This is a genomic window from Proteus sp. fly-1008 (assembly GCF_040140305.1).
GTDB classification, from domain to species: domain Bacteria; phylum Pseudomonadota; class Gammaproteobacteria; order Enterobacterales; family Enterobacteriaceae; genus Proteus; species Proteus vulgaris_B.
Map to the genome: position 1 here is coordinate 1 of NZ_JBEEWH010000014.1, position 26,495 is coordinate 26,495.

The window sequence follows — 26,495 nt, forward strand, 5'->3', positions numbered from 1 at the left end:
AGCGGTAGTTCAGTTGGTTAGAATACCTGCCTGTCACGCAGGGGGTCGCGGGTTCGAGTCCCGTCCGTTCCGCCAACTATTTAGGGGCGTAGTTCAATTGGTAGAGCACCGGTCTCCAAAACCGGGTGTTGGGAGTTCGAGCCTCTCCGCCCCTGCCAGTTACCAATTAAGTAATAACAAAATTTATACTTCTTTGTAGCCCAGTTAATTAACTGGGCTTTTTGTTATCTATTATTCTCTAAATCTTTCTTCCTGAGCATTTATTATGCTTTACCCTACAAGCTGACAACACATTTCCCTATACCAATATATCAGTATGACACTATTGATATTTATTGATAACTATAGAAAAAACTAAGCTTTATTGTTGGTTTATAGGCTATTTTAATAGTTGTTGTATTAATGCTTGTTGATCACTGCTATTTAGCCAAACAGCAAATAAAGGCTTTTGAACAATATCTGTTGAGGCTGGCATAAGATCAGAATAAAGATCACGCCAATGTGTGGGAAGAAAAGCAACCGCATGTGTTGTTTTCATTAATTGATAGGCAATAGTTGCTGAATTAGTGGTTAAAATAGGATCAATTTTTGGCACTATTCCATTTGGAATAAAGGACTGAAAATCTGCACTCCACTCTATTTTGATAAATTGTGCTATTTCTTCTGTTTTATCTGATTTTATTTTCATCAACTGAAAAGTAATATCGCCAATAATTTTGCTTTCTAATTCATCCATCTTGGGTGCTTCAGTTGTAAAAAGAAGATCAAGTTCTCTTGCATGAAGTTGTTTTACAAGAGATTGCCTCGTAGAGACTCTAGATTCGATTCTGAGCTCTTTTCTTTCTAGATAAGATTCCTGTAACCAAGATGTTAGGTAAGCTTCCCAGAGTGATGCTGTGGCGCCAATTGATAACTCAGAATGTTGAGATGCATGGCTAATTTCTTTTTTAGCTAAAAGCCAAGTATTCATTAACGATTCAGCATAAGGAATAAGCCTTTCACCAGCAACAGTGAGGCGGATATTATTGCGGTGGCGGGTAAACAGATTTGTGCCTAATTGTGTTTCTAATTGCCGTATTCTAAAACTAACCGCAGATTGCGTTAAATAAAGAGATTCAGCGGCTCGGCCAAAGTGTCTAGTCTTACTGACTTCCAAAAAGGTTTTCAGTAATTCGGTATCCACATCTATCTCCAAAAAAATTTGTCGTTACGATTTAAATATTTTGTTTTACAGAACCGCATGACTATCTAATACTCCGCGCCATAAGTATGACGATAGAGAATTAGGAGTGTGTCAGATGGCAGAAAGTTTTATCACGACTAATCGTTTTTTTGACAATAAACATTATCCGCGTGGTTTTTCTCGTCATGGCGATTTCACTATCAAGGAATCCCAGATATTGGAACGTCATGGTCAAGCCTTTAATGAACTTGATTTAGGTAAACGAGAGCCTACAACTGAAACGGAAAAATTATTTGTTGCCATGTGTCGTGGCGAACGAGAAGCAGCAACGGTTGAAGAAAAAATTTGGAAGAAATATACCAGTCGTATAAGTCGTCCAAAACGTTTTCATACATTATCGGGTGGAAAGCCACAGCTCGATCCATCTGATGACTATACCGACTCTGATGATTAATATCATTAGTTTTAGTAAAAAGGAGCGTTTTTTCGCTCCTTTTTATTTATCCATCTAATTGCTTTTGTAAATAGATCATTAATCTATCCATTGCACGAAAGCTTAATGCTTCAATTAAATGATTTCTCTGTATTTTCTCTTCATCAGCAAGATCTGCAATTGTTCTCGATACTCTTAAGATTTTATGCCATGCGCGTATAGATAATTCTAATTTATTGAGTGTATCCTCGAGAAAAGTGGCATCACTGGTATTTAATGAGCAATAGCATTCAATTTCTTTCCCTGTTAGGTAAGTATTTACTTTTCCGCACCGTAAAAATTGCCGTTCTCTTGCTTTTAAAACTCGGGCTCTAATTGTCATGCTATTTTCTGTCTCAAATGAAGGATGAATCAGTGCGCCTTGAGGAAGAAGGGGCATCTCTACAGATAAATCAAATCTATCTAGAAAAGGCCCAGAAACCTTGCTTAAATAGCGTAATATCTGTTTTATTGGTGCTCGATTATGATTACCTTGATAGTGTCCTGTTGGGCTTGGATTTAATGCACCTATCAGTAAAACATTTGCTGGATAGCTTATTTTGGCTTTGGCTCGTGAAATAGTAATCTCTCTCGCATCGAGTGGCTCACGTAATGCGTCCAGTACACGGCGTTCAAACTCTGGCAATTCATCTAAAAACAAGATCCCATGATGTGCTAAGGTAATTTCTCCTGGTTTAGGAAGTGTTCCACCTCCCGTTAAAGCAACCGCAGATGAAGTATGATGCGGTGCTCTAAAAGGTCTTAAGGGCCATTTTCGTTCATTAAATGTAATTCCTCTTAAACTACTAATGACCAAGACATCAAGTGCTTCTTTGGGGGTTAAAGGAGGGAGAAGCGTACTTATTCTTTGTGCTAACATTGTTTTCCCAGTTCCAGGCGGGCCAAGAAATAAAATGTTGTGATTTCCTGCTGCTGTAATTTCTGCAGCTCTTTTTGCATTATTCTGACCAATTATATCGCTCATATCTTTATTATCTTGATTTTCAATTGCGTCATTAATAATAAATTCTTCCGCTTCAATTAATGGCGTATTATTTTCTAGATGATGACAAATTTCTAAAAGATGAGAGGCTAATAAAGCAGATCTATTTGGTAATAATGAAACTTCCGTTTGATGTTCTATTGATACAATACATATTCGATGATCTTTTGAAGCGCTAAGTACGGAAGGAATAATAGCGTTTACTCGTTGAAGCTTACCTGAAAGTGCAAGCTCTCCAATAAACTCATAACGTTCTAATTTATTTGAGGTTAATTGCTCTGAAGCAATTAATATTGCAAGTGCAATAGGTAGATCATAACGCGCCCCTTCTTTAGGTAAATCGGCAGGCGAAAGGTTAATTGTTATTCTTTTTGCTGGATAAATATATCCACTATTAATTAATGCGCTTCTTACTCTGTCTTTTGCTTCTTTAACGACAGTCTCAGGTAAGCCCACTAATGTTAATCCGGGTAATCCTTGACTAATATGTGCTTCAATCGTAATAAGTGGTGCTGAAATACCTAAAGAAGCTCGAGTATATATTATTGCCAATGCCATTTTTTATTCTCCATTATTTTTAATCTTTTTAATTTATTTTTTCTTGTGTGTTAAATGGAGTGTTAAATAAATGCGAGATATCTCTAAAATAAAACAACGTATTGAAATATAATAAAAATATAAATTCAAATATAATTATTTAAAGTAATATAAAATTAATTAAATATATATTTATCATCTAAGTTTAAATAACAAAATTCAATAATAAAAAAAACAAAATACCAGTAATAACAACAGCATTAATCACTAATAAATTAATAATTTAAAGGTTAATAGTCTGGTTGGTATTTGGTTTATAAAAATATTCATAAAAATCATTATGTTGAGATTATTTTTAAAATAAACGTTGTCAATACTAAAATATCATGATAACTCTAAAAGGACAGAGTGAAAGAAAACACAACAAACATACATTTTTAATAAGAAAAGAAGTCATAAAACTATGAATACTATCGTCCTAGTGATTAGCCTAATTATTGTCAGCGTGGTGGTGATTATTAACCCACCGTGCGGGGCTGCACTAGGACGAAGAAAGGCTAACTAAACTAGCCGGATCTCTTAAAAACCCCCGCACCGAAAGGCGCGGGGGTTTTTTTTGAGCCTGAGTTTGAAAAAGAGATTCAATAGAAGATAAATTCAAATTAAACAAGAAGTTAAGATGGCAGGGTGAGAGGATGAATGGAGCACAGTGGTTAGTACAGACATTACGAAAACAGCAAGTTGAAACCGTCTTTGGTTATCCTGGTGGTGCGATTATGCCTGTTTATGACGCACTCTATGATGGCGGTATTGAACATATTTTATGTCGTCATGAGCAAGGTGCTGCCATTGCTGCTATCGGTTTCGCCCGTTCTACTGGTACAACAGGTGTTTGTATTGCGACATCAGGCCCAGGCGCTACTAATGTTATCACTGGACTTGCTGATGCATTGTTAGACTCTGTGCCTGTTGTTGCCATTACAGGACAAGTTGCCTCTGATTTAATTGGGACTGATGCATTTCAAGAGATTGATGTTTTAGGTCTTTCGTTGGCATGTACTAAACACAGTTTTTTAGTCTCATCTGTGGATGAATTACCAAGAGTATTATCAGAGGCATTTTCTATAGCCTCTCAAGGGCGTCCTGGCCCTGTTTTAATTGATATCCCGAAAGATGTTCAATTAGCTGATGCTTCCCATTTATCAAGTTATGAATTACCTGAGGAACAAGAATTTCCTTATCCAACACAAGAGTTAGCACAAGCTAAACAGATGTTAGCACAGGCACAAAAACCTATTTTGTATGTAGGTGGAGGTGTTGCCATGAGCAATGCAGTGGATGCATTAAGAGAGTTTGTGAAACAAACCGAAATACCTGTTGTTTCCACGTTAAAAGGGTTGGGCTGTGCTGATGCGTTAGATGATAATTATTTAGGTATGTTAGGCATGCATGGCACTAAAGCGGCAAATTATGCAGTTCAGCGTAGTGATTTATTAATTGCAGTTGGTGCGCGTTTTGATGATCGTGTCACGGGGCGATTAAATACTTTTGCGCCTAATGCCAAGGTTATCCATATCGATATCGATCATGCAGAATTAAATAAATTGAAACAGGCGCATGTTGCGTTATTGGGGGATGCTAAGAGGTTGTTGCCTGTATTGTCTCAGTCATTATCTATCGCATCTTGGCAACAAGAAGTACAAGAATTAAAAACAGAACATGCTTGGCGTTATGATCATCCGGGTTCTGCAATTTATGCCCCTTTGTTATTAAAACAATTATCAGATGCCAAACCTAAAAATACTGTTGTGACAACAGATGTTGGCCAGCATCAAATGTGGTCGGCGCAACATATGGCATTTGATGCACCTGAAAATTTTATTACCTCAAGTGGTTTAGGCACCATGGGGTTTGGTATCCCGGCTGCTGTTGGTGCTCAAATTGCTAGACCTGATGCTTGTGTTATCTGCGTCTCAGGTGATGGTTCTTTTATGATGAATGTGCAGGAACTGGGCACAATCAAACGTAAACAATTACCAATCAAACTGGTGTTATTAGATAACCAACGTCTTGGTATGGTTCGCCAATGGCAAGAACTATTTTTTGAACAACGTTATAGCGAAACAATTTTAACGGATAATCCAGATTTTGTTGCCTTGGCAAAAGCATTTGATATTCCGGGGCAACGTATCACAGAAAAAGCACAGGTTGCTGATGCTATTACATGTTTATTAGAGAGCGATGGCCCTTATTTACTACAGGTATCTATCGATGACGCTGAAAATGTCTGGCCTTTAGTTCCGCCGGGCGCAAGTAATGATGAGATGATGGAGAAATCAAAATGAACCAACACAATATCACAATTGAAGCCCGTTTTTGTCCAGAGATCTTAGAACGTATCCTGAGAGTTATCCGCCATCGTGGTTTTCATATATGCTCAATGAACATGAATATCACGGAAAGTAATAATATCAATTTAAGCCTGACTGTAAGCAGCCAGCGACCATTAGAACTTTTATGCAGCCAGTTAACAAAATTAGCTGATGTTGCAGGTATTCAAGTATCACATCAACAGAAAGAGAAATTACGATTCATGAATGCACTCAGTGCCATGTAAGGATAAAAGAATGACAAAGCAAGCTGATTATATTTGGTTTAACGGTGAAATGGTTCCATGGGCTGAGGCAAAAGTGCACGTTATGTCTCACGCATTACATTATGGAACTTCTGTATTTGAAGGTGTGCGTTGTTACAATTCTCATAAAGGTCCTGTGGTATTTCGCCATCGTGAGCATATGCAACGTTTACATGACTCAGCCAAAATCTATCGTATGCCTGTTGAGCAAAGCGTTGATGAGTTAATGGAAGCATGTCGTGAAACCTTACGTAAAAACAAATTAGTCAGTGCTTATATTCGTCCATTAGTTTTTATTGGCGATGTCGGTATGGGAGTTAATCCGCCAGCAGGTTATAAAACGGATGTGATTATCGCTGCATTCCCTTGGGGAGCCTATCTTGGTGAAGAGGCTTTAGATAAAGGTATCGATGCGATGGTTTCCTCTTGGCACCGCGCGGCACCAAATACTATTCCAACCGCAGCAAAAGCTGGTGGGAACTATTTATCATCATTATTAGTGGGAAGTGAAGCGCGTCGTCATGGCTATCAAGAAGGAATAGCATTAGATGTTCATGGCTATTTATCAGAAGGTGCAGGTGAAAACTTATTTGAAGTAAAAGATGGTGTTATTTTTACACCTCCATTTACTTCGTCGGCTCTGCCGGGGATAACTCGTGATGCCATTATTAAACTGGCAAAAGATCTGGGTTATGAAGTACGAGAGCAAGTGCTTTCTCGTGAATCACTTTATCTTGCAGACGAAGTCTTTATGTCAGGCACAGCGGCAGAGATAACACCAGTACGTAGCGTTGATGGTATTCAAGTAGGTATCGGACGTTGTGGTCCTGTGACCAAAGCAATTCAAAAAGCCTTCTTTGGTCTGTTTACGGGTGAAACAGAAGATAAATACGGCTGGTTAGATCCAATCAATTCATAAACATAATCAAATAAATTTGTTTAGCGGGTAGATCGTTCCCTACTCGCTTTCTTTATCGCAGGAGTGTGAAAAATGCCTAAATACCGTTCAGCAACAACAACACACGGTCGTAATATGGCTGGAGCCCGTGCCTTATGGCGTGCAACAGGAATGACTGATGCTGATTTTGGTAAACCCATTATCGCAGTTGTGAACTCATTTACGCAATTTGTACCGGGTCATGTGCATCTGCGGGATTTAGGAAAACTCGTTGCTGAGCAAATTGAAGCCGCTGGTGGTGTCGCTAAAGAATTTAATACCATTGCGGTTGATGATGGTATCGCAATGGGACACGGTGGCATGCTTTACTCTTTGCCATCCCGTGAACTTATCGCAGACTCTGTTGAATATATGGTTAATGCGCACTGTGCTGATGCAATGGTGTGTATCTCAAACTGCGACAAGATCACCCCAGGGATGTTAATGGCGTCTTTACGTTTAAATATTCCGGTTATTTTTGTTTCTGGTGGCCCTATGGAAGCGGGAAAAACGAAGCTTTCAGACCAACTGATCAAATTAGATCTGGTTGATGCCATGATCCAAGGCGCAAACCCAAATGTCAGTGATGCTGATAGTGAACAAATTGAACGATCAGCTTGCCCAACGTGTGGATCGTGTTCGGGTATGTTTACTGCAAATTCCATGAACTGTTTAACTGAAGCTCTGGGATTATCTCAACCGGGAAATGGCTCATTACTTGCAACACATGCTGATCGTGAAACACTATTTATTAATGCGGGTAAGCGTATTGTTGAATTAACCAAACGCTATTATGAAAAAGATGATGAATCTGCATTACCACGCAATATTGCCAAAAAAGAAGCCTTCGAAAATGCAATGATCTTAGATATCGCAATGGGCGGCTCGACAAATACGGTTCTGCATTTATTAGCAGCAGCTCAAGAAGGTGAAGTTGATTTCACTATGGAAGATATCGACAGGCTTTCTCGCCAAGTACCTCATTTATGCAAAGTAGCTCCAAGTACACAAAAATATCATATGGAAGATGTTCACCGTGCAGGTGGAGTTATGGGTATTTTAGGTGAATTGGACAGAGCCGGATTACTCAACCGCAATGTGGGTAATATCTTAGGATTAAGCTTGCCAGAAACGTTAGCACAATATGATGTAATGTTAACACAAGATGAACAAGTAAAATCAATGTTCCAAGCAGGCCCTGCAGGTATTCGTACAACGAAAGCATTTTCTCAAAATTGTCGTTGGCCAACCTTAGATACTGATCGTGAAAACGGATGTATCCGTAGTAAAGAACATGCTTATAGCCAAGATGGTGGATTGGCGGTGTTATCTGGTAATTTAGCGGAAGATGGTTGTATCGTTAAAACAGCGGGTGTTGATGAAGATAACTTGGTCTTTAGTGGCCCCGCAAAAGTATATGAAAGCCAAGATGATGCGGTAGAGGCCATTTTAGGTGGAAAAGTAGTTGCTGGCGATGTGGTAATTATTCGCTATGAAGGCCCTAAAGGTGGCCCAGGAATGCAAGAGATGTTGTACCCAACCTCTTATTTAAAATCAATGGGATTAGGGAAAGCTTGTGCACTTATCACTGATGGACGTTTCTCTGGTGGCACATCTGGTTTATCTATCGGGCATGTTTCACCTGAAGCGGCAAATGGTGGAGTAATTGGTTTAGTGGAAGAAGGTGATATTGTCTCTATCAATATTCCAACCCGAGAAATCTCATTAAAGGTAGATGATAAAACGTTATCAGCTCGTCGTGATGCACAAAATGCCCGTGGTGATAAAGCATGGACACCACAAAATAGACAGCGCCAAGTTTCATTTGCCTTACGTGCTTACGCCTCTTTAGCCACTAGTGCCGATAAAGGCGCGGTGCGTGATAAATCTAAATTAGGGGGCTAAAAAATGGCTGCCTTTAGACCTTTAAATTCAGCGCCAAGTAGCGCTGAATATTTAAAAGCGGCGCTGAGCGCACCCGTTTATGAAGCCGCAATAGTAACCCCGCTTCAAGAGATGACAAAAATCTCTGAACGTTTAGAAAATATTATTTTAGTTAAGCGAGAAGACAGACAACCAGTTCATAGCTTTAAATTACGTGGTGCTTATACCATGATAGCGGGACTGACTCCTGAGCAAAAAGAAAAAGGTGTCGTGACGGCGTCAGCGGGGAACCACGCGCAAGGTGTTGCATTGTCAGCCAATCGAATGGGAGTAAAAGCTCTCATTGTGATGCCAGTGGCAACAGCAGATATCAAAGTTGATGCTGTTCGCCAATTTGGTGGAGAAGCTTTGCTTTATGGGGCTAATTTTGATGAAGCAAAAGCAAAAGCTATCGCGCTATCAGAAGAGATGGGATACACCTTTGTGCCGCCTTTTGATCATCCTGCTGTAATTGCTGGGCAAGCGACATTGGCGATGGAGCTTTTACAACAAGATGTTCATCTTGATCGAATTTTTGTGCCTGTTGGTGGCGGTGGCTTAATTGCAGGTGTCGCCGTATTAATCAAACAGCTTATGCCAGAGATTAAGGTAATAGGTGTTGAAGCGGAAGAAGCTGCATGCTTAAAAGCTGCTTTAGAAGTAGGGCATCCCGTTGAATTAGCAAGAGTTGGATTATTTGCTGAAGGTGTTGCGGTTAAACGTATTGGTGATGAAACGTTCCGTTTATGCCAAAAATATGTTGATGATGTTATCACTGTGGATAGCGATGCAATTTGTGCCGCAGTAAAAGATTTATTTGAAGATGTACGTGCGATTGCAGAACCTTCAGGTGCATTGGCATTAGCTGGGCTCAAAAAATACGTAGAAGAACACCAAATCAAAGGTGAGCGTCTTGCGCATGTTCTTTCTGGTGCAAATGTGAATTTTCATGGTTTACGCTATGTTTCTGAACGCTGTGAGCTCGGTGAAAAACGTGAAGCGCTATTGGCGGTGACTATTCCTGAACAGAAAGGAAGTTTCTTACGTTTTTGTCAAATCTTAGGTCAACGGGTTGTTACTGAGTTTAATTATCGTTATAGCGATGCTGATCCCGAAAATGCACGTATTTTTGTCGGTGTACGGTTAAGCCAAGGGTTACAAGAACGCAAAGAAATTTTACGTGAACTCACGGTAGCGGGTTATCAAGTTGCTGATTTATCTGATGATGAAATGGCAAAATTGCATGTGCGTTATATGGTTGGTGGGCGTCCGAATAAACCACTTAAAGAGCGCCTGTTTAGCTTTGAATTTCCAGAATCTCCGGGCGCTTTAATGAAGTTTCTAAAAACATTAGGGACTTATTGGAATATTACCTTATTTCATTATCGTAGCCATGGTACGGATTATGGACGTGTGCTGGTGGCATTTGAACTCCCTGAAACGGAAGGGCGTTTTGAGCGACATTTAGATGACTTGGGTTATGAGTATCATGATGAAACAGGAAACCCTTCTTTTCAATTATTCTTGTCACCGCAACCAGCAAGTTTAGTCGTGGAGTAGTCGCCAAAAAGCACTGATAACAGGTTCTTGAAGGCGTTTGTGTAATGTGCAAACGCCCAATTCAAAAGGTTCTACCATTGAAATATTATCAAGTGAAGAGATGCGATTACGTACAGGTTCAGGACAGTTATCAACGACAACCTGAGGGATAAGTGCAATACCACAACCTAATGCAACCATTGAAACAATCGCTTCATGTCCCGAAACCGTCGCATAAATTGAGGGATTATGGATACGATGACGCTTAAACCATAGTGCGATCCGTTGTCTTGATGGGCCATGTTCAGGAATGATAAACGGAATATTGAGCCAATCTGGTTTCTCTTGAGTTGCAAGATGGCGAACATTGCAAGGTAGTGCTGGTGCAATCAGCACTAATGGTATTTCACCTATTTTTTCAAAACAGATATTTTCAGGAAGTTTGTCTGGTTTACCCGCGATACCTAAATCCGCTTCATCAGATTGCACTTTATCGACCGCATCAGCCGCATCACCTGTCGTGAGTTTTATTTCGACTAATGGGTTTTCAGCTCGAAAACGATCAAGAATAGGAGGTAAATGACTGTAAGCGGCAGTCACAGAACAGAATAGGCGTAACTCACCAGAAAGGCTGGGGCTATTTTGATTTAGCGTGTGTTTAAGTTGCTTATATTGCAATAAGGTTTGTTGGGCATAGCGCTTTAATTGTTCACCAGCATCAGTAAGGGTGACTTGTCGGTTGTCACGTAAAAATAGTGGATGGCCTAAGCTTTCCTCAAGGCGTTGAATTTGACGAGATAGTGTAGAAGGGCTGACGTGCATTGCTTGTGCAGTCTTGGTGAAATGACAGCTTTCCGCTAAATGTACAAAGAGCTTGAGATCACGAATATCCATTGTCAGGCACTCATGTGATAAAAAAGAACGTTGCATTTTTTGCAACACTATCTTGTAAATATATCAATTTAAGCAACGGCTTTCATCCCCTATAGTAAAGTCATGCAACACCTCACAGAGAGTGAGGATAATAATAGCAAACACATACACAACGATTTTGGAGTCTTCTATGGCAAATTATTTTAATACATTAAATCTGCGTCAGCAGTTGTCGCAATTAGGTAAATGTCGCTTTATGTCACGTGAAGAATTTGCTGATGAAGCAAATTACCTGAAAGGCAAAAAAGTCGTTATCGTTGGTTGTGGCGCTCAAGGCCTTAACCAAGGTTTAAATATGCGTGATTCTGGCTTGAATATCGCCTATGCATTACGCCAAGAAGCAATTAATGAAAAACGTGCATCATGGCGTCGTGCGACTGAAAATGGTTTTGAAGTTGGAACCTATGAAGCACTGATCCCACAAGCAGATTTAGTCGTTAACTTAACGCCAGACAAACAACACTCAGCGGTTGTTCAAGCGGTTCAACCACTGATGAAATCAGGTGCAGCATTAGGCTATTCTCATGGTTTTAATATCGTTGAAGTGGGCGAAAAAATTCGTGATGACATTACCGTTGTTATGGTTGCACCGAAATGTCCAGGTACCGAAGTTCGTGAAGAATATAAGCGTGGCTTTGGTGTTCCAACATTGATTGCTGTTCACCCAGAGAACGATGCAAAAGGTGAAGGTATGGCTATTGCTAAAGCATGGGCCGCGGCAACTGGTGGACATCGTGCCGGCGTTTTAGAGTCTTCTTTTGTTGCTGAAGTAAAATCAGATTTAATGGGTGAGCAAACAATTCTGTGCGGTATGTTACAAGCAGGCTCACTGTTATGTTACGACAAAATGGTTGCTGATGGCGTAGAGCCAGGTTATGCAGGTAAGCTAATTCAGTTTGGTTGGGAAACCATTACGGAAGCCTTGAAGCAAGGTGGTATCACCTTGATGATGGACAGATTATCTAATCCAGCAAAAATGCGTGCCTATGCATTATCAGAACAATTGAAAGAGATCATGGCTCCGCTGTTTGCTAAACATATGGATGACATCATTTCAGGGAAATTCTCTGAGACAATGATGGCTGACTGGGCAAATGATGATAAAAACTTGCTGACATGGCGTGAAGAGACCGGAGCGAGTGCCTTCGAAAATTACCCTGAATATGAGGGGAAAATCAGCGAGCAAGAGTACTTTGATCACGGAGTATTAATGGTTGCAATGGTTAAAGCTGGTGTTGAATTAGCCTTTGATACGATGATTGAAGCGGGTATCTTTGCTGAATCAGCATATTATGAATCACTGCATGAGTTGCCATTAATCGCAAATACCATTGCTCGTAAGCGTTTATATGAAATGAACGTGGTTATCTCTGATACCGCAGAATACGGTAACTATCTGTTCTCATTCGCTGTTGTTCCTATGCTGAAAGAGTTTATGACAACATTGCAATCTGGTGATTTAGCGAAAAAAGTTCAAGATAATGGAACAGATAACGCACAATTACGTGATATCAATGAAGCAATTCGTCAGCACCCAATTGAAGCCGTAGGTAAAACGTTGCGCGGGTATATGACGGATATGAAGAAGATTGCCGTCGCCAACTAATTTTCTGATTTTTCGTCACTCTTTACGCGATAAGTGCGTTGGCTTCGCTCTGTTACCCAAGGCACATACTGATTGATTTTTCGTCGTTATTTACGCGATAAGTGCGTTGGCTACACTCGGTTACCCAAGTCACATACTGATGTATGCTCCTTGGGATAACCTCCTTTGCCGCCTTCTTCTCACGTAAATAGCTTAGAAAAATAAGCAGAAAATAAAGATTAAATTTTATTGAAACCGTATTTCTTCATGGAGTACGGTTTTTCGTTTTTATAGTTTAAGGAAAATTGAAAGGGGGAATACTCAAGACTTTGGCTGGTTTCTGCTACAATTATCCCCCGTTATGTTCTTGGTTAATGAAGTTTGGAAAAAGTATGCGATTAAATCCCGGTCAGCAAAAAGCAGTTGAATATGTGTCAGGTCCTTGTTTGGTCTTGGCTGGCGCAGGGTCGGGTAAAACACGGGTTATTACTAATAAAATTGCACACCTTATTCGTCAATGCCAATATCCCGCAAAACAGATTGCGGCGGTTACTTTTACCAATAAAGCTGCGCGTGAAATGAAAGAGCGTGTTGCTCAAACATTAGGGCGCCAAGAAGCGAAGGGATTGATGATCTCAACGTTCCATACATTGGGATTGGAAATTATTAAACGCGAATATAAAGCGTTAGGGATTAAAGCTAAATTTTCATTATTTGACGATCAAGACCAGTCTGCACTACTCAAAGAATTAACAGTAGATTTATTAGAAGAAGATAAAGATTTACTTTCTCAGTTAAAGAGCCAAATCTCTAACTGGAAAAACGATATGCTCACGCCAGAACAAGCAATTGGAATGGCGAGATCGCAACAAGACCATACTTTTGCCGAATGCTTTCGACGTTATGAACAACATCTGCGTAGCTGTAATGTGCTCGACTTTGATGACTTAATTAGCCGACCAACCCTATTATTGCGCACAAATGAAGAAGTCAGAGAGCGCTGGCAAAGACGTATCCGCTATTTGTTGGTGGATGAATATCAAGATACCAATACAAGCCAATATGAATTGGTAAAGTGGTTGGTAGGCGAAAGGGCTCGTTTTACCGTTGTAGGTGATGATGATCAATCCATTTATTCATGGCGTGGTGCTCGCCCTCAAAATCTCGTGTTGTTACAAAAAGACTTTCCACAACTCAATGTAATCAAACTTGAGCAAAATTATCGATCTTCAGGGCGCATTTTAAAATCAGCGAATATATTGATTGAAAATAACCCTCATGTTTTTGAAAAACGATTATTTTCTGAATTAGGTTATGGTGATGAACTGCGAGTTTTAACGGCAAATAATGAAGAGCATGAAGCAGAGCGTGTAGCGGGTGAATTAATTGCCCACCATTTTATTAATAAAACGAATTATAAAGATTACGCGATACTTTATCGTGGTAACCATCAGTCTCGTGTTTTTGAAAAATATCTGATGCAAAATCGCATTCCTTATCGTATTTCAGGGGAAACCTCCTTTTTCTCACGAGAGGAAATAAAAGATATTCTTGCTTATTTGCGAGTCATTACTAATCCTGATGATGATGCGGCATTTTTACGTATTGTGAATAAACCTCGTCGTGAAATTGGACCAATAACAATCCAAAAATTAGGTGAATGGGCAAAAATTCGAGATAAAAGCTTATACAATGCCTGTTTTGATTTAGGGTTAAGCCAAACGCTAACTGGACGAGGTTTAAATTCATTACAAGCATTCTCACAATGGATGTCACGTATAGTGCAAAAATCGGAACGAGAGCCACTGCTGGCTGTGCGCGATTTATTGCATGAAATGGATTATGAAAGTTGGTTATATGAAACCTCAAGTAGTGCAAAAGCTGCAGAAATGAGGATGAAAAATATTAATCAGCTATTCTCATGGATGAGTGAAATGCTAGAAGGCAATGAATTACATGAACCTATGACTCTTTCTCAAGTGGTTAACCGCTTTACTCTGCGCGATATGATGGAGCGCGGTGAAACAGAAGAAGAGCTAGATCAGGTTCAGTTAATGACATTGCATGCCTCTAAAGGTCTTGAATTTCCACATGTTTTTTTAGTGGGAATGGAAGAAGGTATATTGCCACATCAAAGCAGTATTGATGAAGATAATGTTGAAGAAGAGCGACGCCTTGCTTATGTGGGCATTACTCGTGCACAAAAAACACTCACGTTTACATTATGCAAAGAAAGACGTCAATATGGCGAATTAATTCGACCAGATCCAAGTCGTTTTCTGTATGAATTACCTCAAGATGATTTAAATTGGGATACTAATAAAAAGAAAGCGTTAAGTGCAGAAGAGAAGCAAGAAAAAGGGCAAAAGGGTGTGGCGGGATTAAGAGCAATGCTAGCAAAACATAAATCTGAATAATTTATTAGTTATTAAAATTAACCCCTTGTCATATAAATGTACAAGGGGTTTTTATTTTTGTATAAGTAAAAAGTTAACTTATACGAGAGCTATTTTGTTCTTCAATCATTAAAGACCAATGCACATAACTCTGTAGTTGGATCTCTTCTTGGAGATTTTCAGCCCGTAATGGGTGCTCATTAAGCCACTGATAAGGCAGGGTAATAATGAGTGTTTCACCCTCAGTACGTAATCGCAATGCGGGAAGTGTGTCATCGCGGCGACGGCTAGCAAAAATAATAGCTAATCGCAGTAGACGCACTAATTGATAGGCTTGATTTATCGGCAATGCATTTTGATGATTAAGAGGGGCAAGATCGATAATTCCCATTTGATTTCTTAATAACGATGCTAATAAACGTCGTTGTGCTGGTGTGTATCCAGGTAAATCAAGATGAGAAAGTAGATAGCTTGCATGTGACGGTGCTTGACGAAAATCAACACTGAGCCCAATTTCATGTAATGCACAGGCACTATTAAGTAATTCACGACAACGATTATCTAACTGCCAACTTTTACTGACTTGAATAAAAAAGTGTTCAGCCAGTTGTTGTACGCGGTGTGCTTGCTCAATTTCAATTTGAAAACGACGTTGGATATTGCGAAGGGTGCGTTGGCGAATATCTTGCTCAATAGGTAAGTGCAACATGCCATAGACTAGTCCTTCTCTTAATGCGCCTCCCGCAAGGATCATATTTTTAATGTGCAAGGTTTCAAATATGGCGATCAAAATAGCAAGTCCACTTGGAAACACTAAGGCTCGTTCAAAAGTGAGCCCTTCAATTTCCAACTCTTCCAACTTTCCACATTCAATAGCTTTATGTTTAAGCCGTTCCAACTTAGGCAAGGTAATTAATTCGTCCATTCCTTGCGCAATCATGATCTCTTGCAGAGCTTGAACAGTACCAGATGCACCTACGCAGACTTGCCAGCCTTGTTGAAGTAATTTCTCTGCAACAGGGGCGAGTATAGCTTTCGCTGCATCTTGTGCTTTGGCAAAATTTTCTTGAGTGAGAGTGCGATCAGTAAAATAGCGCTCTAACCAAGTCACGCAACCCATACTTAGGCTCATCAATTGCGTCGTTTTAGCGCCGGTACCTGTCACTAACTCAGTGCTTCCACCACCAATATCCACCACTAAACGTTGTTCTGCACCACCTGTGGTATGTGCAACACCACGGTAGATAAGGCGTGCTTCCTCCTCACCACTAATGACATGAACCGTATTACCCAGAATTTCAGAGGCTTTAGCGACAAAAATATCTGCATTTTTAGCAATACGTAATGTGGCTGTTGCGACGACTTTGATTTGTTCTGCTGGAATATCACGTAGATATTCAGAAAACAGTCGTAAACATTGCCAACCGCGTTCCATTGCCTGTTCTGACAATTCATTTTCACTGTTTAGGCCCGCAGCGAGTCGAACTTTACGTTTCACACGGGAAAGTACTTGTATTGAACCCGCAATTTCTCGAACGACTAACATATGAAAACTGTTAGAACCTAAATCAATAGCAGCATAAAGTGATGAAGATTTCAGCATAATTTATGGATGACTCGGGCGTTTATTTCGGTTGTTACGTTGAGTATTATTTCCTCGGTTTCGCGACGGCGCATTATTGCGACGAGGCTGATTTTGGCGAGGGCGGTGACGGCGTTTAGGCTCAGGAAGATCTGTCAATAACGCATCACTATTATATTTACTCACAGGAATAGCATGTTGAATATAGGTCTCAATTGCAGGTAAATTTAGGGCATATTCTTCACACGCAAGACTGATTGAATTACCACTATTACCCGCACGTCCAGTTCTACCAATGCGGTGAACATAGTCTTCACAATCATCAGGTAAATCATAGTTAAAAACATGTGTTACAGATGGAATATGAAGACCTCTAGCAGCAACGTCGGTGGCAACCAGAATATCAATATTACCTTGGGTAAAATCTTCTAAAATACGCAGACGTTTTTTCTGAGGAACATCACCTGTTAATAAACCAACGCGGTGTCCATCTGCGGCAAGGTGTGCCCAAATGTCGTCACAACGATGTTTTGTATTGGCGAAAATGATACAGCGATCAGGCCATTCTTCTTCGATTAACGTTTGAAGAAGGCGCATTTTCTCTTCATTTGAAGGATAAAAAAGCTCTTCTTTTATACTAAAACCTGTTTTTTGTTCAGGTTCAACTTCAACGTATTCAGGGTTATTCATTTGTTCAAAGGCAAGTTCTCTTACACGGTAAGATAGTGTTGCAGAGAACAACATATTCATACGCTCAGTCGCAACTGGCATACGGCGGAAGATCCAACGAATATCTTTAATAAAGCCGAGATCGTACATTCTGTCCGCTTCATCAAGTACTACAACTTGAATTGCGCTAAGATTAATATGACCTTGCTTAACATAGTCAATTAAGCGCCCAGTTGTGCCAATAACAATATCGACACCATTACTTAATACTTTTAGTTGTTCATCATAGCCGTCGCCACCATAGGCGAGACCCATCTTAATCCCTGTGCTTTGTGCAAGCTCTTTAGCATCAGAATAAATCTGCACGGCTAATTCGCGTGTTGGTGCCATAATAAGAGCACGAGGTTGGTTCGCTTCATGCCCTTCTTTTGCAGGGTGCGTTAAAAGATAATGAAACGTTGAGGTTAAAAACGCCAACGTTTTGCCTGTTCCTGTTTGGGCTTGCCCGGCAATGTCTTGACCTTTCACAGTGATAGGTAACGTCAATGCCTGAATTTGTGTACAATTAGAGAACCCTTTTTTCTCAAGGGCTTCTATCACTTTTGGATGCAAGGCGAAGTCGGAAAACTTCTTTTCTGTCAAATATGTTTTGCTCATAATGTAATAGAATATCAGTTATGGGTTGCATTACAAAAGTTTATCCGCTGAAATGCAGACAGACTTTTGTTATTTAATGTTACACTGGTACGGTCAATATTATTCTTTGGAGTAGAACAATGAGCGATAAAATCCTTCACTTATCTGACAGCAAATTCGATGCTGATGTATTAAATGCAACCGGCCCCGTGCTCGTTGATTTCTGGGCTGAATGGTGTGGCCCATGTAAAATGATTGCTCCTATTCTAGATGAAGTTGCAACAGAATACGCTGGTAAATTAACAGTTGCGAAGCTAAACATCGATCAAAACCCACTAACAGCACCAAAATACGGTATTCGTGGCATTCCTACACTGATTTTATTCAAAAATGGTGCAGTTGCAGCGACTAAAGTAGGTGCGTTGTCAAAAACTCAACTAAAAGAGTTTTTAGACGAAAATATCTAATTTGATTTAGATATCAAAAATAAAGTAGGACGTTTAGACCTTGTCAGTATTTCTGTTATTGACCGCTAGACGTCCGCTTCGAAGCATGATAAGTTAGCGCCACTTACTTACATAATATATCGGATCTTCTTGTCAATATGATTAGACATGATTAAATAAGTCTGAGATATTGAATATCAAGCGTGCAAAGTAATAGAATTGAATAACATGATATGATATTTAATCTAATATGATATTTAATATAAGTAATCTGAATTCATCTAACCAGTCAAGTTGCCTTAGAATAATCTATAGTATTCAGGGAATATAAATTTTTCCAAGTATGTTCCTAACCCATAAGTTGAAAGTACACTCATAGCATTAAGACAATGAATGTCACTTCTCTGGGTATAAAGCAGACTGGTCTAATAGTATTAATACTCTCTAACATTATCATTTTAGTTATACCCTTATGTTAGAAAGTTATAATCTGTAATTTTACACATGACGAAACTGACAGCGATTCGCTGTTATACTATTCACGTTCATAGTTCGAGAGTTACCCCGAGTTATTAAGAACCCACCATTATGAATCTTACCGAATTAAAAAATACGCCGGTATCAGAACTGATAGCACTTGGCGAAAATATGGGGCTAGAGAACCTGGCTCGAATGAGAAAGCAAGACATTATTTTCTCTATCTTGAAGCAACACGCGAAAAGTGGAGAAGATATTTTCGGTGACGGTGTGCTGGAAATATTGCAGGATGGCTTCGGCTTCCTACGTTCCGCAGACAGTTCCTACCTTGCTGGTCCCGATGATATCTATGTTTCTCCAAGTCAAATTCGCCGTTTTAACCTTCGCACTGGTGACACCATCGCAGGGAAAATCCGTCCTCCTAAAGAAGGTGAACGTTATTTTGCCCTCCTAAAAGTTAATGAAGTTAACTTTGATAAACCAGAAAATGCCCGCAGTAAAATCCTCTTTGAAAACTTAACACCTTTACATGCTAATAATCGTTTACGCATGGAACGTGGTAATGGTTCAACAGAAGACTTAACTGCGCGTGTTCTTGACTTAGCCGCACCAATCGGCCGTGGCCAACGTGGTCTTATTGTTGCTCCACCAAAGGCAGGTAAAACAATGTTGCTGCAAAATATTGCAGCAAATATTGCTCATAATTACCCTGATTGCGTATTGATGGTACTTCTGATTGATGAACGTCCAGAAGAAGTAACTGAGATGCAACGCTTGGTAAAAGGTGAAGTTATCGCCTCTACCTTTGATGAACCAGCTTCTCGCCACGTACAAGTTGCAGAGATGGTCATTGAAAAAGCAAAACGCTTAGTTGAGCATAAAAAAGACGTTATCATCTTGTTAGACTCTATTACTCGTTTAGCGCGTGCTTATAACACTGTTGTACCTTCGTCAGGTAAAGTGTTAACTGGTGGTGTGGATGCAAACGCATTGCATCGCCCTAAACGTTTCTTCGGTGCGGCTCGTAATGTTGAAGAAGGTGGTAGTTTAACTATCATTGCAACAGCGCTCGTTGATACTGGTTCTAAAATGGACGAAGTTATCTACGAAGAATTTAAAGGTACAGGTAATATGGAATTGCACCTGTCTCGTAAAATTGCTGAAAAACGTGTTTTCCCAGCGATCGATTATAATCGTTCTGGTACACGTAAAGAAGAATTGCTGACGACCCAAGATGAGCTACAAAAAATGTGGATCCTGCGTAAGATTATTCATCCTATGGGTGAAATCGACGCGATGGAATTCCTCATTAATAAATTAGCGATGACGAAGACAAATGAAGAGTTCTTTGACTTTATGAAACGCTCATAAGATTTATTAACAAAGCGGCTGAGCTAATAACAACATTAAAATATTAAAAGAGTGTGCTCTGTTACAGAATAAGTAATATCCCCTCAATTTATATGCTGTTAAGCTCGTTTACTTTGTTAGAATGACGATATGATAAAAACGCCACACTATTGTGGCGTTTTTTGTTTTTATTTTTTATGGGTGTAATTAAATTTTGAGTGCAATATTTTAGCGAGAAGTTGGTATATATATTGCATGTTTTAGTAATTGATAAAAATAGCGATGGCATCAATAAAAAATAGTTAAGGAAAACTTATAATTGATGAAGGGTGGTGGGTTTTGAAGAAACTCGTCGTGGTGGAGCTGGAAAAAAGAATAAAAACACATGGAAGGGTAAAATAACCAGCTATATTTATTATAGAGAACAGTACTGTGGATATACTAAAAATGAGCACAAGCGTTTTTTATGTGTTCTTATTTTCTTTCGCATTTTTATTCTTTGCTCGTAAAATTGCAAAAAAAATAGGACTCGTGGATAAACCAAATTATCGTAAAAAACATCATGGATTGATCCCTCTTGTGGGCGGGATTTCAGTCTATTTTGGTATTGTTTTCGCATTTTATATTTCAGATATCTACATTCCTCATAAGGAATTATATCTGGCATGTGCGGGACTTCTTGTTTTTATCGGTGCGTTAGATGATCGCTTTGATATTAGTGTCAAAATAAGAGCAACTATCCAAGCATTTGTTGGGATCGTGATGATGGTGGGGGCAGGATTAAAACTGGACACACTTGGTCATGCTTTTGGTCCTTGGGAAATGCATTTAGGGCCTTTTGGTTACATTGTGACACTTTTTGCCGTTTGGGCTGCAATTAATGCTTTCAATATGGTTGATGGTATTGATGGGTTATTAGGTGGTCTTTCTTGTGTTTCTTTTGGCGCGTTAGGTATTTTGTTATATCAAAGTGGTAATTCTGCGCTCGCATTCTGGTGTTTCTCATTTATTGCTGCAATTTTGCCTTATATCCTTTTGAACCTAGGGGTCTGCGGTAAAAAATTCAAGGTCTTTATGGGGGATGCTGGTAGTACCCTGATCGGGTTTACTATCATTTGGCTATTAGTTGCATCAACACAGACTCAGCCTCGTCCTGTAAAAGCAGTCACTGCATTATGGATAATTGCTATTCCTCTTATGGATATGGTGGCAATTATGTACCGCCGTTTACGTAAAGGGATGAGCCCTTTCTCACCAGACCGTCAACATATTCATCATTTGATTATGCGTGCGGGTTTTACCTCTCGCCAAGCCTTTATTTTAATAACGGTGGCTGCTGCACTTTTAGCCGCGATTGGTATTATCGGTCAAAACCTATCATTTGTCCCTGAATGGTTCATGTTGGCATTATTCTTGCTTGCATTTGTTATGTATGGTTATTGCATTAAACGCGCGTGGCGGGTCGCTCGTTTTATTAAACGACATAAGCGTCGCTTACGTAGAGCAACACAACAGCATTAATATAAGCAGAGGTCTTTTAACGTGATGAACTCGGAAAATAACGCTTCCCGACAGGGTAATCAGCCAGATAACGAACTCGATATCCGAGGTCTTTGTTGTGCGCTTTGGTCAGGAAAAAGCTGGATTATAGGGTTCGCTCTGCTTTTTGCTGTGATTGCACTTGGGGCATCATATTTGATGCAACCTAAATGGAGTGCAATTGCAATGACAGAGAAACCAACGATAAATAACTTAGGCAGTTATTATTCGCAATCTCAGTTTTTACGTAATCTTGATACACAAATTAATCCATCAGCACAAACCCCAGCTTTAAGTATCCCTGATGAAGCTTATCAAGAGTTTGTTACTCAAATTGCTGCTTTTGATACTCGTCGCGAGTTTTGGCTACAAACGGATTATTTCAAGCAACGCAAAGAAAACGATGAGCAAGCTAATGCAGCGTTATTGGATGAGTTAATTAATAATATTCAATTTACGCCTTCTGATGAGAAAAAATTGATTAATGATCAATTAAGACTCATTGCAGAATCATCGAAAGAGGCGAGCCAATTATTAAATGAGTATATCGCTTTCGCTAATAAAAGAGCGTCTACTCATCTTAATGAAGAAGTGATAACTGCATGGGCAACAAGAACACAGTCAATGAAAGCGTTAGTTAAACGCCAAGAAATGGCGGCTCAAGCGGCTTACCAACGTCAAATTAACTTATTAGAGCAATCAATAAAAGTTGCTGAGAAACAAGGTATTTCTCAAAAACAGACATCTATTGCGATTGATGAGTTGCCTGACTCTAAATTATTCCTGCTAGGTGTTCCTCTATTGCAATCGCAACTAGAAACTTTAGTGGCGACAGGTGCTGATTTTGATAGTGATTATGATCAAAATACAGCAATGTTAGCGACCCTCACTGTGGGAGCAAAATTGCAAGATAACTTCCAAACTTACCGTTTCTTACGTACTCCTGAAGATCCTGTAAAACGTGATAGTCCTCGCCGTGCCTTTATGATGGTACTTTGGGGGGCAATTGGGGTATTAGCAGGCGCAGGTGTTGCATTAGTAAGACGTAGCTCATTAAAAAAATAATAACTATTAAATTTTGTCATTGATGACAATAACGAGACATCAGGTGTTTCGGCACCTGATGTATTGAGTATAAGGGCATATTGCTTTCCCAAAAATAAGCGATATAACAACGAAAAAAAGAGAGCCACTGTGAAAGTGTTGACTGTTTTTGGCACACGCCCTGAAGCGATAAAAATGGCACCTTTAGTGCACGCTTTAGCAAATGATGATTCGTTTGAAGCGAAGGTATGTGTTACGGCCCAACATCGAGAAATGCTTGATCAGGTATTAAATCTTTTTGAGATCAAACCAGATTACGATCTCAATATTATGAAACCAGGACAAGATTTAACGGATATTACCTGTCGTATTTTAGAAGGGTTAAAACCGGTATTAGCATCATTCCAACCTGATGTTGTTTTGGTGCATGGTGATACAACGACAACCATGGCAGCAAGTTTAGCCGCTTTTTATCAACGCATTCCAGTTGGCCATGTGGAAGCAGGATTGCGTACAGGCAATCTTTATTCACCATGGCCAGAAGAAGCCAACCGTACCATTGCAGGGCATCTTGCCATGTATCATTTCGCACCAACAGAGACAGCAAAATTAAATCTGGTACGAGAAGCGGTTGCAGATAAAAATATTTTTGTTACTGGAAATACTGTTATTGATGCACTGTTTTGGGTGAGTGATAGAGTGATGGGCAATCAAACACTCTTAAATGAACTCGCTGTAAACTATCCTTTTATTCAGCCAGATAAAAAAATGATCCTTGTGACGGGACATCGTCGCGAAAGCTTTGGTGGTGGTTTCGAACGTATTTGCCAAGCATTAGCTGAAATCGCCTTAGCACATCCTGATGTTGAAGTTGTCTATCCTGTTCACTTAAACCCAAATGTGAGTGAGCCTGTTCAACGTATTCTTCACGGCATTGACAACATTAAACTAATACAACCACAAGATTATCTCCCATTTGTTTATCTAATGAACCATGCTTACCTTATTTTGACTGACTCTGGTGGCATTCAAGAAGAAGCGCCTTCATTAGGTAAACCTGTTCTTGTCATGCGTGATACCACAGAACGTCCAGAAGCGGTTGAAGCGGGTTCTGTTCGTTTGGTGGGAACCGATACCAAACGTATTGTTAGCGAAGTAACCTCTTTATTGACAGACGAAAACGCATATCACCAAATGAGTAAGGCGACAAACCCTTATGGTGATGGACATGCCTGCCAACGTATTCTTGAAGCATTGAAAAAAAATCAGGTGACATTATGAGTTTTGAAACTATTTCTGTTATCGGCCTCGGCTACATTGGTTTACCTACAGCGGCAGCTTTTGCCTCTCGTAAAAAAAGCGTCATCGGTGTTGATGTTAATCAGCATGCAGTTGATACAATTAATAAAGGTCAAATTCACATTGTTGAACCTGATCTTGATAAAGTTGTTAAACAAGCCGTTGAAGAGGGGCACTTAAAAGCCTACACCACCCCACAGCCAGCAGATGCTTTCCTTATTGCGGTACCAACACCTTTTAAAGGTGAACATGAGCCTGATTTGGCTTATGTTGAATCGGCAGCTCGCTCTATTGCACCTGTACTGAAAAAAGGCGACCTTATTATCCTAGAATCGACGTCACCTGTTGGTTCTACTGAACAAATGGCACAGTGGTTAGCTGAAGCTCGTCCAGATTTAACCTTCCCTCATCAAGACGGTGAAGAAGCAGATATTGATATTGCTTATTGTCCTGAGCGTGTATTACCTGGTCAGGTTATGATTGAGCTTATTCGCAATGACCGAGTTGTTGGTGGGATGAACCGTAAATCTTCCGAACGTGCGAGTGAGCTATACAAAATTTTCCTTGAGGGTGAATGTGTTATCACCAATGCGCGTACCGCAGAAATGTGTAAGCTAACAGAAAATAGCTTCCGTGATGTTAATATTGCATTTGCTAACGAATTATCACTGATCTGCGCTGACCAAGATATCAATGTGTGGGAGCTAATTAGCTTGGCGAACCGCCATCCACGCGTCAATATTTTACAACCAGGCCCTGGCGTTGGTGGACACTGTATTGCAGTTGATCCTTGGTTTATCGTGTCACAAAATCCAAAGCAATCTCGTTTAATTCACACTGCGCGTTTAGTCAATGATGGCAAACCAGTGTGGGTTATTGATCAAGTGAAAGCAGCGGTTGCGGATTGTCTGACTGAAACGGGTAAACGCGCTAATGAAATTAAAATAGCCTGCTTTGGTTTAGCCTTTAAACCTAACATTGATGATTTACGTGAAAGCCCAGCCATGAACATCACCAAACAAGTGGCAGATTGGCACAGCGGTACAACATGGGCTGTTGAACCTAATATTCATGAGTTACCAACCAAACTGAAAGGGATCACGGAGTTAGTGTCAACTGAGCAAGCATTAAAAGATGCGGATATTGTCTTAATGCTCGTTGATCATCAGCAATTTAAAGCGATCCCTGGTAGTAAAGTCACTCAAAAATGGATTGTAGATACTAAAGGAGTATGGCGTTGAAACGCATTCTAGTTACAGGTGGAGCCGGTTTTATCGGCTCTGCTGTTGTTCGACATATTATTGAAAACACCAATGACAGCGTTGTTGTGGTGGATAAGCTGACTTATGCCGGTAATTTAGAGTCATTAGCGACAGTAGCTAACAGCGAACGCTATGCGTTTGAGCAAGTTGATATCTGTGATAGAGCAGAGCTTGACCGCTTATTTTCTCAATATCAACCAAATGTTGTGATGCATTTAGCGGCTGAAAGTCATGTTGACCGTTCTATTGATGGCCCTGCGGCATTCATTGAGACCAATATTGTTGGTACTTACACATTACTAGAAGCGGCTCGCCATTATTGGCAAGTACTCTCTGAAGATAAGAAAGCGGCATTTCGTTTTCACCATATTTCAACAGATGAAGTGTATGGCGATCTAGAAGGTACAGATGATTTCTTTACTGAAACCACACCTTATGCCCCAAGTAGCCCTTATTCTGCATCTAAAGCATCAAGTGACCATTTAGTACGTGCATGGTTACGGACTTACGGTTTACCTACGGTGATCACAAACTGTTCAAATAACTACGGTCCTTATCACTTCCCTGAAAAATTGATCCCTTTAATTATTTTAAATGCGATTTCAGGAAAGCCATTACCTGTCTATGGAAAAGGTGAGCAAATTCGTGATTGGCTCTATGTTGAAGATCATGCTCGAGCACTCTATTTAGTCGCAACAACAGCAACACCGGGTAAAACCTACAATATTGGTGGTCATAATGAGCGCCGTAATATTGATGTTGTTAAAACAATTTGTGCGCTATTAGAAGAGTTATATCCAGCAAAACCGGAAGGTGTTTCTCAATACGCTGATTTAATTACATATGTAAAAGATAGACCTGGTCATGATCTGCGTTATGCCATTGATGCTGCGAAAATTGAAGCTGAATTAGGTTGGAAGCCCGAAGAGACATTTGAATCAGGTATTCGTAAAACTGTTTTGTGGTACTTAAATAACGAAACATGGTGGAAACGTGTACTTGATGGCTCTTACGCAGGTGAACGTTTAGGGCTTGGAAACTGATTAAG

General features: G+C 39.9%; 21 protein-coding genes and 1 tRNA gene. 17 read left to right on the forward strand and 5 right to left on the reverse strand.

All coding sequences use genetic code 11. The features are described from left to right. The first annotated feature begins 82 nt into the window (after positions 1-82). Positions 83-158: transfer RNA gene (locus tag ABN256_RS17315), tRNA-Trp, on the forward strand. A 221-nt stretch (positions 159-379) separates the two neighbouring features. Here the strand turns inward: ABN256_RS17315 and hdfR are convergent. Beyond that, a complete protein-coding gene (gene hdfR, locus ABN256_RS17320; protein WP_349439834.1) occupies positions 380-1,183 on the reverse strand; it encodes an HTH-type transcriptional regulator HdfR in 804 nt (267 codons plus the stop codon). Positions 1,184-1,298: 115 nt separating this feature from the next. On the opposite strand from hdfR, the gene ABN256_RS17325 reads away from it, so the two are divergent. Then, entirely contained in the window at positions 1,299-1,637 is a 339-nt protein-coding gene (locus ABN256_RS17325) for a MaoP family protein (protein WP_072070866.1), read from the forward strand. Between the two features lie 46 nt (positions 1,638-1,683). On the opposite strand, the gene ABN256_RS17330 is transcribed toward ABN256_RS17325, so the two are convergent. Continuing rightward, the gene (locus tag ABN256_RS17330) at positions 1,684-3,216 is read right to left on the reverse strand and encodes a YifB family Mg chelatase-like AAA ATPase (RefSeq protein ID WP_340894672.1); all 1,533 of its coding nucleotides are present in this window, start codon (positions 3,214-3,216) and stop codon (positions 1,684-1,686) included. Between the two features lie 442 nt (positions 3,217-3,658). Here ABN256_RS17330 and ilvL point away from each other — a divergent pair, with 442 nt between their 5' ends. The 6 genes from ilvL (at position 3,659) to ilvA (ending at position 10,250) form a co-directional block, all read left to right on the forward strand. After that, on the forward strand, positions 3,659-3,760 hold the full coding sequence (gene ilvL / locus ABN256_RS17335; protein ID WP_071788577.1) for an ilv operon leader peptide: 102 nt from the start codon (positions 3,659-3,661) through the stop codon (positions 3,758-3,760). Between the two features lie 130 nt (positions 3,761-3,890). Further along, positions 3,891-5,540: an acetolactate synthase 2 catalytic subunit gene (ilvG, locus tag ABN256_RS17340; RefSeq protein ID WP_197269672.1), complete on the forward strand. Its 1,650-nt coding sequence runs from the start codon at positions 3,891-3,893 to the stop codon at positions 5,538-5,540. Further along, the gene (ilvM, locus tag ABN256_RS17345) at positions 5,537-5,812 is read left to right on the forward strand and encodes an acetolactate synthase 2 small subunit (protein WP_023583660.1); all 276 of its coding nucleotides are present in this window, start codon (positions 5,537-5,539) and stop codon (positions 5,810-5,812) included. The genes ilvG and ilvM overlap by 4 nt, the downstream gene beginning before the upstream one ends. Before the next feature lie 10 nt (positions 5,813-5,822). Next, positions 5,823-6,749 (forward strand): branched-chain-amino-acid transaminase, encoded by a 927-nt coding sequence (gene ilvE, locus ABN256_RS17350; protein ID WP_023583659.1) that lies wholly within the window; start codon positions 5,823-5,825, stop codon positions 6,747-6,749. 72 nt (positions 6,750-6,821) lie between these two features. Then, complete coding sequence (gene ilvD / locus ABN256_RS17355; protein WP_196554216.1) at positions 6,822-8,672, forward strand: dihydroxy-acid dehydratase; 1,851 nt, start codon at positions 6,822-6,824, stop codon at positions 8,670-8,672. Between the two features lie 3 nt (positions 8,673-8,675). Next, a complete protein-coding gene (ilvA, locus tag ABN256_RS17360; protein WP_072070862.1) occupies positions 8,676-10,250 on the forward strand; it encodes a threonine ammonia-lyase, biosynthetic in 1,575 nt (524 codons plus the stop codon). On the opposite strand, the gene ilvY is transcribed toward ilvA, so the two are convergent. Next, on the reverse strand, positions 10,236-11,123 hold the full coding sequence (gene ilvY, locus ABN256_RS17365) for an HTH-type transcriptional activator IlvY (protein ID WP_072070861.1): 888 nt from the start codon (positions 11,121-11,123) through the stop codon (positions 10,236-10,238). The genes ilvA and ilvY overlap by 15 nt on opposite strands. A gap of 169 nt (positions 11,124-11,292) precedes the next feature. Between ilvY and ilvC the strand changes: the two genes are divergently transcribed. Together ilvC and rep are read left to right on the forward strand one after the other, a co-directional pair. Beyond that, positions 11,293-12,768, forward strand: a complete 1,476-nt coding sequence (ilvC, locus tag ABN256_RS17370; protein WP_196554218.1) for a ketol-acid reductoisomerase — start codon at positions 11,293-11,295, stop codon at positions 12,766-12,768. Positions 12,769-13,139: 371 nt separating this feature from the next. Beyond that, positions 13,140-15,164, forward strand: coding sequence for a DNA helicase Rep (gene rep / locus ABN256_RS17375; RefSeq protein ID WP_196554219.1), 2,025 nt, complete (start codon positions 13,140-13,142; stop codon positions 15,162-15,164). A gap of 73 nt (positions 15,165-15,237) precedes the next feature. On the opposite strand, the gene gppA is transcribed toward rep, so the two are convergent. Both gppA and rhlB read right to left on the reverse strand, forming a co-directional pair. Further along, a complete protein-coding gene (gene gppA / locus ABN256_RS17380) occupies positions 15,238-16,746 on the reverse strand; it encodes a guanosine-5'-triphosphate,3'-diphosphate diphosphatase (RefSeq protein ID WP_196554220.1) in 1,509 nt (502 codons plus the stop codon). 3 nt (positions 16,747-16,749) lie between these two features. Further along, positions 16,750-18,051, reverse strand: coding sequence for an ATP-dependent RNA helicase RhlB (gene rhlB, locus ABN256_RS17385; protein WP_196554221.1), 1,302 nt, complete (start codon positions 18,049-18,051; stop codon positions 16,750-16,752). 119 nt (positions 18,052-18,170) lie between these two features. Between rhlB and trxA the strand changes: the two genes are divergently transcribed. The 7 genes from trxA to rffG all read left to right on the forward strand — a co-directional run bounded on the left by trxA (position 18,171) and on the right by rffG (position 26,490). Further along, the gene (gene trxA / locus ABN256_RS17390) at positions 18,171-18,497 is read left to right on the forward strand and encodes a thioredoxin TrxA (RefSeq protein ID WP_006535838.1); all 327 of its coding nucleotides are present in this window, start codon (positions 18,171-18,173) and stop codon (positions 18,495-18,497) included. 567 nt (positions 18,498-19,064) lie between these two features. After that, positions 19,065-20,324: a transcription termination factor Rho gene (gene rho / locus ABN256_RS17395; protein ID WP_036939597.1), complete on the forward strand. Its 1,260-nt coding sequence runs from the start codon at positions 19,065-19,067 to the stop codon at positions 20,322-20,324. Between the two features lie 411 nt (positions 20,325-20,735). Then, positions 20,736-21,824 (forward strand): UDP-N-acetylglucosamine--undecaprenyl-phosphate N-acetylglucosaminephosphotransferase, encoded by a 1,089-nt coding sequence (wecA, locus tag ABN256_RS17400; protein WP_197269670.1) that lies wholly within the window; start codon positions 20,736-20,738, stop codon positions 21,822-21,824. Between the two features lie 24 nt (positions 21,825-21,848). Beyond that, a complete protein-coding gene (wzzE, locus tag ABN256_RS17405; protein ID WP_197269988.1) occupies positions 21,849-22,907 on the forward strand; it encodes an ECA polysaccharide chain length modulation protein in 1,059 nt (352 codons plus the stop codon). 129 nt (positions 22,908-23,036) lie between these two features. After that, on the forward strand, positions 23,037-24,167 hold the full coding sequence (gene wecB / locus ABN256_RS17410; protein ID WP_069369918.1) for a non-hydrolyzing UDP-N-acetylglucosamine 2-epimerase: 1,131 nt from the start codon (positions 23,037-23,039) through the stop codon (positions 24,165-24,167). After that, on the forward strand, positions 24,164-25,426 hold the full coding sequence (wecC, locus tag ABN256_RS17415) for a UDP-N-acetyl-D-mannosamine dehydrogenase (protein WP_109410126.1): 1,263 nt from the start codon (positions 24,164-24,166) through the stop codon (positions 25,424-25,426). Before wecB ends, wecC begins: the two co-directional genes overlap by 4 nt. After that, entirely contained in the window at positions 25,423-26,490 is a 1,068-nt protein-coding gene (rffG, locus tag ABN256_RS17420) for a dTDP-glucose 4,6-dehydratase (protein WP_284551360.1), read from the forward strand. Before wecC ends, rffG begins: the two co-directional genes overlap by 4 nt. The last annotated feature ends 5 nt before the right edge of the window (positions 26,491-26,495 follow it).